Raw genomic sequence first — 14,025 nt, forward strand, 5'->3', positions numbered from 1 at the left:
ACTGTGGGCGACTTTTAGGGCTGCAGCAGAGCCCGCACGGACCGGTTGCAACGCTGTGACCTGCACGGAGGCGAAGGCCTCCGTTCCAGGAGCGCAGCAGGCGGGTTGAATAGTCGCCAAACGTGACACATGGGGCCGCCGGCGCCACCCTCCGGGGCACAGACGTGCACAGAGAAGCGGCCGGCGCCGTCACGAGGACGGCACCGGCCGCGGCAGGGTGCGGGCTCAGCCTCAGTGCTCGGGGGCAGCTTCGGCGGGCTCCACCTTCTGGCCCAGCTCGGCCATGAGGTCGGTGAACCAGGCCTGGGTGATGTCGAAGGGCTTGGCGCCGGCGATGCGCGGGAAGGCGATCGCGGTGAGCTCGTCGTTGTTCTCCTCGTCCTGGCCGATGACGCCGGACTCGCCACGCAGGGCGCAGTCGACGGCCAGATCGCACATCTTCTTGATGAGGGCGAGGTCCTCGGCGTTGGCGTGGGCGGCCCGCGAGTAGTAGCCGGACTTCTGGACCATGACCTTCTCAGCGCCGATGAGCTCGGCGAACTGCTTGGCGAACCACTGGCCGGGGTTGATGGTGTCGAGCTTGACGTGGCCGAAGGGGTCGCGCTGGACCTCCTGGCCGGCGGCCTCCATCTCCGCGATGATCTCGGGGACGCCGGCGCCCTCGGACAGGAAGATGTTGACGTTGCCCTGCTCGTCCATGATGGCCTTGAGGCGCTCGGCCTCGGCGGCGATGTCGAGCTTCACCTCGGGGAGGAAGACGGCGTGGACGTCCCAGCGCTCCTTGGTCAGGCCGAGGGAGGGGGCCCACTGCTTGGTCTGGAGCAGGTCGTGGTAGCGGCGGGCGGTCTCGGCGGTGAGGTAGCCGCAGTTGCGACCCATGCACTCGTGGACGATGAGCATACGGGGGTTGGAGCGGTGCTCACCGATGACGTTGAAGGCGAAGCCGGCGCCCTCGTCGGCCGCGGTCCAGGCGCCCAGGGACTGGCGGATCGGAACCACGTCGTTGTCGATGGTCTTGGGCAGGCCGACGACCGTGAGCTCGTAGTCGTTCTCGTGGAGGTAGGCGGCCAGGTCGGCGGCGGTGGTGTTGGTGTCGTCGCCACCGATGGTGTGCAGGACGTCGACGCCGTCCTTGCGCAGCTGCTCGGCGGCGAACTCCAGGGGGTTAACGCCCTCTTCGACGAGGCCGCGCTCGACGAGGTTCTTGGCGTTGGTGAGCTTGACGCGGGAGTTGCCGATCGGGGACCCGCCGAAGTCGCGCAGGATGCCGGCGTTCTTGCGGCCCTCTTCGTCGATGACGATGTAGTTGCCGGTGAGCAGGCCGTGGTAGCCGTACTGGTAGGCGATGATCTCGACCTCGGGAGCGACCTGCGTGTAGCGCTCGATGAGGTCGCCGACGGCGGCGGACAGACAGGGGGCGAAACCGCCAGCGGTGAGCAGGGCGACGCGACGAATCGACATCAGGAACCTTTCGGGTTGTGGGTACTCGGGGTCAGTGCCCCGGCCTGATCGGGCGGCGCGGGCCGCACCGGGCGTCAGTCTACGTGCCATCGATAGCCGCTGACAGGGACCAACGGGGGATGGAATCGGACAAGGACCGCCCAGGACAATCAGCCGCCACGGACTCCGTAGAGGATGCCCTGCATGAGGACGGGGTCCCCTAGGAAATGAGTCATCGCGTGAGCGATGAAGACCGGGGTGAGGCTACGACCTCCATAGACGTAGATAGCTGAGAGGATTCCGAAGAGAAAGAAGGAGGCGACCATGTAGGAGGGCCAGACACTGTGCCCGACGACGCCGTGATAGAGGGCCATGATCCCCGCCGTTACAACGATCTGTATGAGCCGGGAGGTGCCGCAGCGCGCCAACCTGTCCAGAATGAGCCCGCGCACTGCGATCTCCTCGGCGAAGGCCAGCACGAGGCCGACAGACATCATGATCGGCCGCTGCCAGGGGAAGGCCAACGGATCCCCACCTCGCATGTAGCTCATCGCGGTCCAGGCCAGTCCGTAGACGACGGCGATGACGATCACCGGCGTCCGAACAGGACGCCCCCACCCCAGCTCGGCTATGCCCTCGCCCTGCCGATGCTGACGCCAGAGGACGAAGACGATGACAGCGAGACAGCCGATGAGGAACACGATGTCGAGAACGAAGGCAGCATTGAGGCTCGTTCCCCAACGGTCGTAGATCGATTGGGCTCCGAGAAAGAAGCATGCGCCACCAAGCACCAGCCACAGGACGCCCGCGGTGAGAGCCACCTCCCGCCAGGCTGCTGTCCTGCTCAGGGGCGGGCGTTGCAAACCCGACACAATCATCATCCGTATCCTTCACGTTTCGTAGCACTGAAGAATCTCATTGTAGGGGATGGCGAGGTGAGTCCCCGTTCTACGGGTCGCTTGTTCGCACCACCAGCCTCCGGCGGGAGACAATGGCCGGCATGACCTCGCCCCGGCAGCTGGATGGAGACCCGCCTCAACGGACTCCTCGTGCCCGAACAACGACAGTGGGTTTCCTCTTCGGCCTGACAGAGATCCGCGAGCTTCCCGGCCCCTTCCTCATCGAGGTGCTACAGAAGCTCGGTCTCACAGCCTCCGGAGCACGCTCTTACATGACACGGGCTCTTAAGGAGGGACGACTGACCAGCCGCAGGCAGGGCCGCACGTCCTTCTACGCGATGACGGGCGACTACCTGGAGCGATTCGACGCCATCGAACGCCGCTTCACCGTAGAGCCAGTCTGGGAGGGGTTCTTCCACTCGGTCGTCTACGACTTGCCGGAGTCTCGCCGCACGGAACGCGATGGCCTGCGCGCCGCAGCCTTCGCTCATGGATGGGGCTGTCCGCGTCCCGGTCTGTTGATCGGCGTGGATCCACCTGGTCCGTGGGCCCAGGACGGTTGGCGGGGGAGACTGAGCGTGGACCTGGAAACAGCTCGGCAGATGGCGGCGGCAAGTTGGAACCTCGATAGCGCCGCCGCCCGGGTGACCCGGACCGTAACTCGTCTACGCACCGACATGGAACGTACCGACACCGCCAGTCCTTCAGGAAAGCAGACAATGCCGGCGACGGCCTGGGAACCGCTCGTCCGTGCTCATGACCTGATGAGCGAAGCCACCTATCTGTGGGGCCTCCTCCCACGCCTGCCCCACACGCTTTTACCGAGGGGATTCCCGATATCGGACCTGGACTGGCTCGATGCCCAGATGTCCGGTCCGCTCATATCCGATGGTGTATCCGCCGCCCGGAGCCTGCTCGCCGCACACCTCGACAGCCGATGATGAGGCACCGTCCAGGAGCGCGAGCGCGATTCCGCACTCTAGCCTTCGGCGCCGGGCTCGGCCTCGTCGTCGGAGGCCTTGTCCTTCTTCTTGTCCTTGCCGCTCTTGTCCTCGGGAGGCTCGGGCACGGAGACCTCGGGGGCGGGGCGGCCACCGGGCGCGGCCACGGGGGCGGCCGAGGGACGGGCCTGCGCCTGTGCGGCGAGCATCTCGGTGACGACCTCGTCGGCGGTCTTCTTCTCCGAGTCCATGGCCTTCTTGACGTCGGCGGCATAGAGATCCACGTACTCCTGGCCGGAGAGGGCCATGAGGGCGTACATGATCTCGTCGGTAATGGAGCGCAGCACGAAGCGGTCGTTCTCCAGGCCCTTGTAGCGGGAGAAGTCCAGCGGCTCGCCGATGACGATACCCACGCGGTGGCGGGTCGAGGGGATGGACTTACCGATCGGCTGGGCCAGGTTGGAGCCGATCATGGCCACGGGCACCACAGGGGCGCCGGTGGCCAGGGCGATGCGGGCCACGCCGGTCTTGCCGCGGTAGAGGCGCCCGTCGGGGCTGCGCGTGCCCTCGGGGTAGATGCCGAAGAGCTGCCCCGAACGCAGGCGGTCGATGCCGGCCTGGAGCGCCGCCTGGGAGGCCTTGCCGCCGGAGCGGTCTACGGGAATCGTGCCCACGGTCTTCATGAAGTTCTTCACCGCCCAGCCCTTGACGCCCTTGCCGGTGAAGTAGTCGGCCTTGCCGATGAAGGCGACCTCGCGGTCCACCAGCAGCGGCAGGAAGAAGGAGTCGATGACCGCCAGGTGGTTGGAGGCCAGGATCGCCGCGCCCTCGGCGGGAATGTTCTCCTCGCCGCGGATCCAGGGCTGGTAGAGCATCTCCAGGGCCGGGCCGACTGTTGCCTTGATGGGTCCGTATCCCACGCGGGGCCTCCTGTGAACTGCTGGCTGGGCGGCCACCACACGGTCCTGCACCATCGGAGACGGACGGCACCGGAGCCGGCGGTGCCGCTCGGGTATGGGGTGATTCTAGGGTGCTTCCCACCCTGCTCGCACCGACTTCCCGACTGCCGGCGAGGATGCATGTCACTGCCATCCTCTAGCCTGCGACCGTGAGCACCATCGGGACCCAGGTGTCCTTCGCCGACATGGGCACGCCCCTGGAGCGGGCGACCTTCGTCGTGGTGGACCTGGAGACCACCGGTGGGGCGCCGGGCGCTCGCTCTCTGACCGAGATCGGGGCCGTCAAGGTGCGCGGCGGACAGGTGCTGGCGGAGTTCTCCACCCTGGTCAACCCCGGCGTCGCCATCCCCGCCCAGATCACCATGCTCACCGGCATCACGAACGCCATGGTGGCCGGTGCCCCCGGCGTGCGCACCTGCGTGGAGGCCTTCCTGGACTGGGCGGACCTGCTAGCCGACGACGTCGTCCTCGTCGCGCACAACGCCCGCTTCGACGTCGGTCACCTGCGTGGCGCCGCGGCGGCCCTGGGCCTGGAGTGGCCCGAGCCCCGCGTGCTGGACACGCTGGCGCTGGCCCGCAAGGCCTGGACCCGCAGTGAGGTGCCCAACCACAAGCTGGGGACGCTGGCCGCCTTCGTCGGTTCCCGGACCCGTCCCACGCACCGGGCCCTGGATGACGCGCGCGCCACCGTGGACGTGCTGCACGCCGCCCTGGAGGTCATGGCGCCGCTCGGTGTCACGCACCTGGAGGACCTGGCCACCGCCTCCGACCCGGTCCCTGCCAAGCGCCGGGCCAAGAGCCGCCTGGCTGACGCCCTGCCCAGCGGCCCCGGCGTCTACCAGTTCCGCTCGGCGGCCGACCAGGTGCTCTACGTGGGCAGCGCCGTGGACCTCAAGCGCCGGGTGCGCTCCTACTTCACCGCCGCGGAGAAGCGCCGCCAGGTGGCGCAGATGCTGGACACCACCGTGAGCGTGCGGCACATTGCCACACCCACGCTCATTGAGGCGCGGGTGCGCGAGCTGCGGATGATCGCCGAGCTCGACCCGCCGGTCAACCGCCGCTCTCGGGCCCCGCGGCGCCGGCCCTGGCTTCACCTGACCCAGGGCTCGGGCCCGGGGGCCGAGCCGCGGTTGGCGCTGACCACCGTGCTGCCCACGGAGGAGGTCGGCCATGCGGTGGGCCCCTTCGCCTCACGCGGCAGGGGCCAGGAGGCCCTGCGCGCCGCCGAGTCGGTGCTGCGTCTGGGCCGCTGGGACGGGCGTGAGCTGCGGCGGGTGCGCCACGACGACGTCCCGGCTGAGCCGGCCGAGGTGCTGGCCTGCCTGTCGGGCGAGGTCGACCTGGTGGCCGCTCCCCTGCTGGAGCGCATCGCGGCGCTGTCCCGGGCCGAGCGCTACGAGGAGGCCGGGACCTGGACGGGCCGCCTGCGCTGCCTGCTGCGCGCGGTGGATCGGGCCGAGCGGGTGCGGCCCCTGCTGGCCTGCCCGCATCTCATGGCGGCCCGCCGGCGCGAGGTCGGGGGCTGGGAGCTGGTGGTGGTGCGCTGGGGCGTGCTGGCCGGCTCCATGACGACCGCACCGGGTGCCGACCCGCGCCCCGCCGTCGAACTGCTGCGCGCCAGCGCCCGGGTCGTTGAGCGGCCCGGCCGCGTCGGTGAGGTGGCGAGCATTGAGGAGACGAGTCTGCTGGCCGACTGGGTCCTGGACGAGGGCGCCCGCATCGTGGAGGTCGACGGCGACCCCGCGGTGCTCACGTGGCCGATCGGTGCGGCTGCCCGCCACCGCAAGGTCCTGGCCTCGCAGGAGTGAGGGCGCCAAGCGTGAGCCAATCACCTCAGCGCGGCCGACGTCTGGCTCAGCCGGCGGGGGTGACGGTGCCGCGGCGGGCGGTGAGGGCCTTGGCGACGCCCTCCTGGAGGCTCAGCGGGTCCAGGGGGCGGGGCACGACGACCTCCGCCTTGGCCCAGGCCGCCAGCCAGTCGTCCTGGGGACGGGCGGTCAGCAGGACGACGGCGGGGCGCTCGTCAAGCTCGGTGAACAGCTCGTGGGCCAGCCCCATGCCACCGAGCTTCTTGGCCTCGGAGTCCAGGACCAGTGCGTCGAAGGGCGGCTGGTCCTCCTTCTCGCGGTCCTTGATGGCCATGCGCACGCCCTCGGCGGTGGCCGCCTCGGTCCAGGTCACCAGCGGCAGGCCCTTGGCCGGTCGGCGCCCGACACCGTCAATGACCTCCTGACGCACGGTGGCGTCGTCGGAGAAGACGAGAAGCTCGAGGCGGGCGGAAGCAGCCTGGTCGGTCATAGCGGATCCTTCGTGGACGGGTACGGACGGCAGTGGTTCCGCGGTCAGTGTAATCACACACAGGCTCACTATCCCTCTTCCGGCGCCACGTCTAGCATGAACCATGTTCAGGACTTCAGTCCTAACGAGCCCTGCTGAGGCGGGACTGAAGCCACCTCACCCACCGAAAGGCAGTCCTTGATGGCCGTGTACACCCTTCCCGAGCTCCCCTACGACTACGCCGCCCTGGAGCCCCACATCTCCGGCAAGATCATGGAGCTCCACCACGACAAGCACCACGCCGCCTACGTCGCCGGCGCCAACGCCGCCCTGGAGGCCCTGTCCGCCGCCCGTGAGGCCGGCGACCTGGCCGCCATCAACCTGTGGGAGAAGAACCTCGCCTTCAACCTGGGCGGCCACACCAACCACTCCATCTTCTGGAAGAACCTCTCCCCCAACGGCGGGGGCCAGCCCGAGGGCGAGCTCGCTGAGGCCATCAAGGACTCCTTCGGATCCTTCGAGAAGTTCCAGGCGCAGTTCACCGCCACCGCCATGGGCATCCAGGGCTCGGGCTGGGCCGTGCTCGCCTACGACTCCCTCTCCGGAAAGCTCGTCACCTTCCAGCTCTTCGACCAGCAGGGCAACGTGCCGGTGGGCACCATCCCGCTGTTCATGGTGGACATGTGGGAGCACGCCTTCTACCTCGACTACCTCAACGTCAAGGCCGACTACGTCAAGGCCGTCTGGAACATCGCCAACTGGCAGGACGTCTCCGAGCGCCTGGCCAACGCCGTCGCCAAGGCCCAGGACCTCATCGTCCGCTGACGCTCGGCCCGGACACGCGCCGTGCAGGCTTGTGGCCCGCACCCCTTCACGGGGCGCGGGCCACAGCTGTATCGGCGGTATGGAGCGGGCCTGAGCGGCTCTCCGCTCAGATGACCTTCTCGAGGTCCATCACGAAGATGTACGCCGACTGACGCTGCCCCCCGTTGGAGTTACCGGGGGCCAGCAGCACGATCCTGGATCCCACTGGCAGCCCGGCCGCACGGATCTGTCCGGCCGGCATGGCGCTGGGGGCGTGATCCTCCCAGGTCGAGCTCCTCGTCGTGCCGTCCCACGAGGTGCGCGACATCTGCACGGCCACGGTGTCGGTCTCCTTGATGGCCGCGCCCTTTCCGCGGGCGACGACGAAGACCTCCGGCTGCAGGGGCTCCTCGGCCTTGGGGCCCGCAAGTCCGGCTGCGGGGGCGCCCAGGTCGCCGGAGATCGACACGCCGCGATCAGTGAGCTTCTTGACCTCCGCGGAGTCGACCGTGGCGGCCTTGGTGGACGGGGTCAGCTCATCGCCCGTGATGCGAGCGGTGATGTCGACGACGAAGACGAGCGGCCCGGTCGGCGAGTTCGGGCGAGCCGGATCGGCGGTCTCGCCGTATGCGAGCTTGCCCGGGATCGACAGCTGGACGCGCTCGCCGACCTTGTGCCCGGCCAGACCACAGGTCCACCCCGGGATGACCCCGGTCAGGCCGAAGGTGATCGGGGCGCCCTTCTTGAAGGAGGAGTCGAAAGCCTCCGTTGACCCCCACTTCCAGCCCACGTAGTTGACGGTGATGATGTCGCCCGAGGACACCGCCGGGCCTTCCGCGGAGGTGAGTGTCTTGGAGACGAGGTTGGCAGGGGCCTGCTTACCCTCACTCCAGGTGACGGTCGGCTCGGCTCCCGCGTCACCGGCGATCGCTGGAAGCGCCTCTGAGTCGGTCTCGATCGTTCCGGCCTCCTGAGCACAGTTGATGATCGAGGGGGTCAGGGTCGGGGACGCCTGGGCCGAGGGCGTGGCGGAGGCGTTCTTGGACGACCCCGAGCAGCCGGCCAGCGCGAGGCAGGCGGCCGCGGCCAGGGCGGTCAGGGTCAGGGATGTGCGGCGCACATGAGCTCCTTGCGTGAGGGAGGGCCTGCGCGGGAGGGATCAGTGGAAGGACTCGCCGCAGGCGCAGCTTCCGGCGGCGTTGGGGTTGTCGATGGTGAAGCCCTGCTTCTCGATGGTGTCGGCGAAGTCGATGGTGGCGCCCGACAGGTAGGGCACGCTCATGCGGTCGACAACCACCTCGACGCTAGTCATCTCGTCGCTGCCGGTGGGGAAGGCGCGCACGGCGTCGCCGTCCAGGAGACGCTCGTCGAAGTAGAGCTGGTAGACCAGTCCGGAGCAGCCGCCGGGCTGGACGGCCACGCGCAGGCGCAGGTCGTCGCGCCCCTCCTGGGCCAGGAGGCTGGCGACCTTCGCGGCGGCGGTCTCGGTGAGGATGACCTCGTGCTCGGGGGTCTGGGTGTCAGTGGTCTCGGTCAGGGCGGTCTCTGCCATGGTCATCTCCTGGTCTGGTGTGCCTACGTTCGTCTGCGGCGCCTCGTGCGGAGCCGCTGAAGGTCCTGCGGTGGCTCTCGTGACGAGCGCCTGAAGGATCCACTGGAGCCAACGCTCCAGCTCGATGCCTTGTTCCTGGTGACAACCCTACGCGGTCCCCACCGCGGAGCCGTGGTGAGGGGACTCACTGTGTCCGACGGCTCCGCCGGGGCGGGAGGGTGCGGCCTGCCCCTCAGGCCAGGGCCACCAGCTCAAGGTACTCCGGCCCCCACAGGTCCTCGTCGCCGTCGGGCAGCAGGAGGACCCGGTCGGGGTTGAGGGCCTCGACGGCGCCCTCGTCGTGAGTGACCAGGACGACGGCGCCGGCGAAGGTGCCCAGCGCCCCGAGGATCTCCTCGCGACTGGCGGGGTCGAGGTTGTTCGTGGGCTCGTCGAGCAGGAGGACGTTGGCGCTGGAGACCACGAGCATGGCCAGGGCCAGGCGGGTCTTCTCACCGCCGGAGAGGACCCGGGCGGGCTTGTCGGCGTCCGCGCCCGAGAAGAGGAAGGAGCCCAGGACACTGCGCACCTGGGTGTCGTCCATGCCGGGGGCGGCGCGGCGCAGGTTCTCCACGACGCTCGCCGCGGTGTCGATGGTCTCGTGCTCCTGGGCGTAGTAGCCGATCTTGAGGCCGTGGCCGGGGATGACCTCACCGGAGTCGGGCTCCTCCACCCCGCCGAGCAGACGCAGGAGCGTGGTCTTGCCGGCGCCGTTGAGGCCCAGGACCACGACCCGGCTGCCGCGGTCGATGGCCAGGTCCACGCCGGCGAAGACCTCCAGGGAGCCGTAGGCCTTGGACAGCCCGGCTGCGCGCAGCGGGGTCTTGCCGCAGGGGGCGGGGTCGGGGAAACGCAGGTGGGCGACCTTCTCCACAGCCGCCTCGTCCTCCAGGTCGGCCATGAGGCGCTCGGCCCGCTTGAGCATCTGCTGGGCGGCCACGGCCTTGGTGGCCTTGGCCCGCATCTTCTCTCCCTGGGCGCGCAGGGCGGCGGCCTTCTTCTCCGCGTTGGCGCGCTCCCGACGGCGCCGGTGCTCGTCGTCGGCGCGCTGCTTGAGGTAGGCGTCCCAGCCCAGGTGGTAGACGTCGAGGACCCCGCGGCCTGCGTCGAGGTACATGACCTGGTTGACGGTGTCGCGCAGGAGCTCGACGTCGTGGCTGATGACGATGAAGCCGCCGGCGTAGGTGCGCAGGTGGTCGCGCAGCCACAGGATCGAGTCGTGGTCGAGGTGGTTGGTGGGCTCGTCGAGCAGGAGCGTGTCGGGCTGCTGGAACAGGACCCGGGAAAGCTCGACCCGACGGCGCTGGCCACCTGAGAGCGTGCCGATGGGCTGGTCCAGGATGCGGTCGGGCAGGCCCAGAGCTGCGCTGATGCGGGCGGCCTCAGAGGCAGCGGCATAGCCGCCGGCCATGGTGAACTCGTGGTCCAGGCGCGTGTAGCGGTCCAGGGCCTTGGCCTGGGCCTCCCCCTGGGTGACGGCGATGCGCTCCTCGGCCTTGCGGATGCGGGCCAGGAGCGCATCGATACCGCGGGCTGAGAGGATCCGGTCCCGGGCGATCTCGCTGAGGTCGCCGACCTTGGTGTCCTGAGGCAGGTAGCCCACCGAGCTCGTGCAGGTGATCGTGCCCTCGTGCTCGACGGCCTCCAGCCCGTGGCGCTCGTCGGCGTCGTTGACGGCACGTCCGGCGCCCTGGGCCACGGAGGCGGCGGCGAGCAGCTTGGTCATGGTGGTCTTGCCGGCGCCGTTGCGGCCCACGAGGCCGATGCGCATCCCCTTGTCGACCCGGAAGCCGGCGTGAGCGACGAGCTGGCGGGCACCGATGCGCATGGTGAGGTCCTGGACATTAATCACGCGCGCCATCGTACGGGCCCACCGGTACTGCCCGCCGCAACGGGCCTATCAGTCCCACCACATCCACCAGCCGACGGTGCCGCCGGCCCACTCAGGCCGGGTGCGCACGATGTCGTCGGGAATGCAGCCGGCGTCGAGCTCGTACCGGTCCCTGACCCGCTCCCACAGCACGGAGCACTGGCAGTCCCGGCTGTGCTCGACGCGGACCTCGTAGCCCTGCAGGTCGGTGTCGGCGACCCACAGGGCCTCAGCGCTCAGACGCTCGTCCTCCCGCTGGGGGCCGATGCCGTAGCCGCACAGGCGCACCTGCCCGTCCGCGCCGGCGCAGGCGGTCAGCATCGTCTTGAGACTCGGGGCAAGGTTCTGGCGGTCGCTCAGTGCCGCAGCCGGCAGCCGGCTCAGCAGGTCGGCCGCGGTGGCAGCGTCCATGCCGCGGAAGGGCACGTAGTCGCTCACCGGGCCGCCCCGGGCATCCAGTCGCAGCGGGCTCTCCCCCGGCAGGCAGCGCGGGGTGTCGAGCCAGGGCTCCAGCAGGCGCCACAGGCCGATGCGCACCGTCCATCCCGGTGGACCGTAGAGCCGCGGCACATCAGACGCGGCGGTCGGGGCAGGGACGGGAGGCGGAGTCGTGGTGGGCGGGCGAACCGGGATGTTCGGTAGGACCGGCGATGCCGGCTGTGCGGCCAGGGAGGTCTGCGCGCTCATATCGAGCTCCTTCGCGTGAGACTGGGGTCGGTGTGCCTCAAGCGTGCAGAACCCGCTCCCACGGTGCACCCACTGGCCCGAGTGCCTGTGCGCACAACCGACCTCGACTGCGCAAACACCCGCAAGTGGATACCGAGATCGCGCAGACTCGCGGAGATCTGCCATCTTGAGCGGGACGCGGGCACCATCCAGACGGACTGTTCCCTTTTTGTTCTGAGCCGTGAGACAGTACCCTCTTCATCAACCACCTTTTTGCGCCCGCGCGGCGCACGAGGTGTCAGATCCCCACCACCGAGAGCGAGCCCGTCGAGGACTCGGAGCGCACCGGGGTGCAGCCACCGTCCTCGTCGCTCTCGCTCAGTAGGAAAGGGCCCGAATGGCAACCACGACCTCAACCCCTGAGGCAATCCTCGACGCCGTGGGCGGCGCCGAGAACATCATCCATTTCACCCACTGCGCTACCCGACTGCGTTTCGAGCTCAAGGACGCCTCCGGCATCGACAAGGCGGCCGTCGAGGCCATCCCGGGCGTCATGGGCGCCGTTCCCCAGTCCGGGGACCGCTACCAGATCGTCATCGGTGGTGCGGTGCAGAGCGTGTACGACGAGATCAACAGCCTGCCGGCCATGAAGAGCCAGGGCGGCTCCTCCGGCTCGGGCCAGTCCGACGCCGACGTCAAGGCCGCCGCCCGGGCCAAGGCCCGCGGCAAGAACGCCTACGTCGATGCCTTCTTCGAGTACCTGTCCGACTCCTTCCGCCCCCTGCTACCGGTGCTGCTCGGCGCCTCGCTCATCATCGCGGGCCTCGCGGTACTGGATTCGTTCGGCGTCATCAATGCCAGTGACCCAACCCTGACGGCCGCGGACAAGCCTGCCGCACAGGTCTTCGCGGAAGCCATGTTCAAGTCGGTGTTCCACTTCCTGCCCATCATGGTGGCCTACAACGCTGCCAAAAAGCTCAACATCGACCCTTGGGTCGGCGCTGCGGTCATGGCCGCACTTATGACGCCTCAGTTCCTCGACCTCAGCAAGGCAATGGGAACGACCTGCACCCACAACGCCACGTTGAACAAGGATCTGTGCGTCGCGCATGTCGCGGGTCTTCCCATGCAGCTCAACGACTACAGCGGCCAGGTCTTCGTGCCCCTCATGATGGTCGCCGTCCTGGCCCTGGTTTACAAGGGTCTGGCCAAGCTCATTCCCTCCAACGTGCAGATGGTGTTTGTTCCATTCTTCTCATTCATCATCATGATGCCGGTGACGGCCTTCATCATCGGTCCAGTAGGTGTCTGGGTCGGTACAGGCCTGGGATCCGGACTGGCGTGGCTCAACACGAGCGCCCCGATCGTCTTCGCGATCGTCATCCCGCTGCTCTACCCGTTCCTGGTGCCGCTGGGTCTGCACTGGCCTCTCAACGCCATCATGCTGGCCAACATCAGTACGCTGGGCTACGACTTCATCCAGGGCCCCATGGGCTCGTGGAACTTCGCCTGCTTCGGCGCCACCGCCGGTGTGCTGGTCCTGGCCATTCGTGACAAGGACAAGGTCATGCGTCAGACAGCCTCCGGCGCCCTGGCCGCCGGCCTCTTCGGTGGCATCTCCGAGCCGAGCCTCTACGGTATCCACCTCCGCTTCAAGCGCATCTACCCGCGTCTGCTGGCCGGCTGCCTCGTGGGTGGTCTCATCACCGGTATCGGCGGCGGCATCAAGGCCTCCACCTTCGTGTTCAGCTCGCTGCTGAGCATCCCGGTCTTCACCCCGATGCCTCTGTACGGCATCGCCATCACCGCGGCCTTCGCCACGTCCATGACTCTCATCATTCTCACGGACTACCGCACCAAGGAGGAGCGCGCCGAGGCTCGTGCGGCGGCGGCCGCCGCTGGCGAGGCCATCGCCTCCGCCGAGGCGAAGCCTGCTGAGAAGAAGGAGACCGACGGCGCCGCTGCGGCTGCCGCTCCCGTGGAGGAGGGCGACCGGACTGCGAAGGCCCCCACGCCCAAGCCCGCTCTCGTTCCCGGTGCGGTCACTGAGATCGCCTCACCGCTCAAGGCCACGACCATGGACCTGGACAAGGTTCCCGACCCGGTGTTCTCCTCGGGCGCCGTCGGACAGGGCGTGGGCCTGGAGCCCCAGGGCGACATCGTCGTCACGGCTCCGGCGGACGGCACCGTCGTCGTGGCCCCGTCCTCGGGGCACGCCTTCGGCATCACCCTGGACAGCGGTGTGGAGATCCTCATCCACGTGGGTCTGGACACCGTCAACCTGGAGGGCCAGGGCTTCGACGTCAAGGTCTCCCAGGGCGACCGCGTCAGCGCGGGACAGGAGCTCGTCCGCGTGGACCGCTCCGTCATCGAGCAGGCCGGTTACCCGCTGACCACGCCGGTGCTCGTCACCAACACCGCCTCCTTCGCCTCGGTCGAGGTCGTCGGCGGCGACTCGGTGGAGCCCGGCGAGGCCCTCATCAAGGTCACCGCGCCTGAGGCCTGAGCCTGACATGACGCCGCCGACCTGATCGGCTGCAGACACAACGGTGGGGCCGGATCCGTCCATGGACGGATC

The 14,025-nt window shown here is 68.8% G+C and carries 12 protein-coding genes; 4 read left to right on the plus strand and 8 right to left on the minus strand.

Annotated features, from left to right (window positions below; genetic code table 11):
• Positions 1–231: 231 nt before the first annotated feature.
• The gene (locus AXE84_RS11810) at positions 232–1,461 is read right to left on the minus strand and encodes a pyrophosphate--fructose-6-phosphate 1-phosphotransferase (RefSeq protein ID WP_010615078.1); all 1,230 of its coding nucleotides are present in this window, start codon (positions 1,459–1,461) and stop codon (positions 232–234) included.
• A 149-nt stretch (positions 1,462–1,610) separates the two neighbouring features.
• Complete coding sequence (locus tag AXE84_RS11815) at positions 1,611–2,261, minus strand: CPBP family intramembrane glutamic endopeptidase (protein WP_236750069.1); 651 nt, start codon at positions 2,259–2,261, stop codon at positions 1,611–1,613.
• Positions 2,262–2,440: 179 nt separating this feature from the next.
• Here AXE84_RS11815 and AXE84_RS11820 point away from each other — a divergent pair, with 179 nt between their 5' ends.
• Entirely contained in the window at positions 2,441–3,280 is an 840-nt protein-coding gene (locus AXE84_RS11820) for a PaaX family transcriptional regulator (RefSeq protein WP_236750070.1), read from the plus strand.
• A gap of 38 nt (positions 3,281–3,318) precedes the next feature.
• Here the strand turns inward: AXE84_RS11820 and AXE84_RS11825 are convergent, their stop codons facing one another.
• Positions 3,319–4,200: a lysophospholipid acyltransferase family protein gene (locus tag AXE84_RS11825; protein WP_060958011.1), complete on the minus strand. Its 882-nt coding sequence runs from the start codon at positions 4,198–4,200 to the stop codon at positions 3,319–3,321.
• A 224-nt stretch (positions 4,201–4,424) separates the two neighbouring features.
• On the opposite strand from AXE84_RS11825, the gene AXE84_RS11830 reads away from it, so the two are divergent.
• Positions 4,425–6,047 carry a DEDD exonuclease domain-containing protein gene (locus tag AXE84_RS11830; RefSeq protein ID WP_060958277.1) on the plus strand — a complete coding sequence of 541 codons (1,623 nt, stop codon included), beginning with the start codon at positions 4,425–4,427 and terminating at the stop codon, positions 6,045–6,047.
• Positions 6,048–6,093: 46 nt separating this feature from the next.
• Here AXE84_RS11830 and AXE84_RS11835 read toward each other — a convergent pair whose 3' ends face one another.
• Positions 6,094–6,537, minus strand: a complete 444-nt coding sequence (locus tag AXE84_RS11835) for a hypothetical protein (RefSeq protein WP_060958012.1) — start codon at positions 6,535–6,537, stop codon at positions 6,094–6,096.
• Between the two features lie 180 nt (positions 6,538–6,717).
• Here AXE84_RS11835 and AXE84_RS11840 point away from each other — a divergent pair, with 180 nt between their 5' ends.
• The gene (locus AXE84_RS11840; protein WP_010615073.1) at positions 6,718–7,341 is read left to right on the plus strand and encodes a superoxide dismutase; all 624 of its coding nucleotides are present in this window, start codon (positions 6,718–6,720) and stop codon (positions 7,339–7,341) included.
• Positions 7,342–7,447: 106 nt separating this feature from the next.
• Here the strand turns inward: AXE84_RS11840 and AXE84_RS11845 are convergent, their stop codons facing one another.
• The 4 genes from AXE84_RS11845 to AXE84_RS11860 all read right to left on the minus strand — a co-directional run bounded on the left by AXE84_RS11845 (position 7,448) and on the right by AXE84_RS11860 (position 11,468).
• The gene (locus tag AXE84_RS11845) at positions 7,448–8,440 is read right to left on the minus strand and encodes an FKBP-type peptidyl-prolyl cis-trans isomerase (protein ID WP_060958013.1); all 993 of its coding nucleotides are present in this window, start codon (positions 8,438–8,440) and stop codon (positions 7,448–7,450) included.
• Positions 8,441–8,479: 39 nt separating this feature from the next.
• Entirely contained in the window at positions 8,480–8,872 is a 393-nt protein-coding gene (locus tag AXE84_RS11850; protein ID WP_010615071.1) for a HesB/IscA family protein, read from the minus strand.
• Between the two features lie 232 nt (positions 8,873–9,104).
• Positions 9,105–10,763: an ABC-F family ATP-binding cassette domain-containing protein gene (locus AXE84_RS11855; RefSeq protein ID WP_208854561.1), complete on the minus strand. Its 1,659-nt coding sequence runs from the start codon at positions 10,761–10,763 to the stop codon at positions 9,105–9,107.
• Between the two features lie 48 nt (positions 10,764–10,811).
• Positions 10,812–11,468 (minus strand): hypothetical protein, encoded by a 657-nt coding sequence (locus AXE84_RS11860; protein WP_060958015.1) that lies wholly within the window; start codon positions 11,466–11,468, stop codon positions 10,812–10,814.
• 376 nt (positions 11,469–11,844) lie between these two features.
• On the opposite strand from AXE84_RS11860, the gene AXE84_RS11865 reads away from it, so the two are divergent.
• Positions 11,845–13,953, plus strand: coding sequence for a glucose PTS transporter subunit IIA (locus AXE84_RS11865; protein ID WP_060958016.1), 2,109 nt, complete (start codon positions 11,845–11,847; stop codon positions 13,951–13,953).
• Positions 13,954–14,025: the final 72 nt, after the last annotated feature.

It is taken from the genome of Actinomyces oris (assembly GCF_001553935.1).
Taxonomy (GTDB): domain Bacteria; phylum Actinomycetota; class Actinomycetes; order Actinomycetales; family Actinomycetaceae; genus Actinomyces; species Actinomyces oris_A.

Excerpts from the sequence above, each read along its gene's own strand:
- AXE84_RS11835 (WP_060958012.1), bottom strand. The coding sequence starts at position 6,537 with ATGACCGACCAGGCTGCTTCCGCCCGCCTCGAGCTTCTCGTCTTCTCC.
- AXE84_RS11840 (WP_010615073.1), top strand. The coding sequence starts at position 6,718 with ATGGCCGTGTACACCCTTCCCGAGCTCCCCTACGACTACGCCGCCCTG.
- AXE84_RS11820 (WP_236750070.1), top strand. The coding sequence starts at position 2,441 with ATGACCTCGCCCCGGCAGCTGGATGGAGACCCGCCTCAACGGACTCCT.
- AXE84_RS11850 (WP_010615071.1), bottom strand. The coding sequence starts at position 8,872 with ATGGCAGAGACCGCCCTGACCGAGACCACTGACACCCAGACCCCCGAG.
- AXE84_RS11860 (WP_060958015.1), bottom strand. The coding sequence starts at position 11,468 with ATGAGCGCGCAGACCTCCCTGGCCGCACAGCCGGCATCGCCGGTCCTA.
- AXE84_RS11810 (WP_010615078.1), bottom strand. The coding sequence starts at position 1,461 with ATGTCGATTCGTCGCGTCGCCCTGCTCACCGCTGGCGGTTTCGCCCCC.
- AXE84_RS11865 (WP_060958016.1), top strand. The coding sequence starts at position 11,845 with ATGGCAACCACGACCTCAACCCCTGAGGCAATCCTCGACGCCGTGGGC.
- AXE84_RS11830 (WP_060958277.1), top strand. The coding sequence starts at position 4,425 with ATGGGCACGCCCCTGGAGCGGGCGACCTTCGTCGTGGTGGACCTGGAG.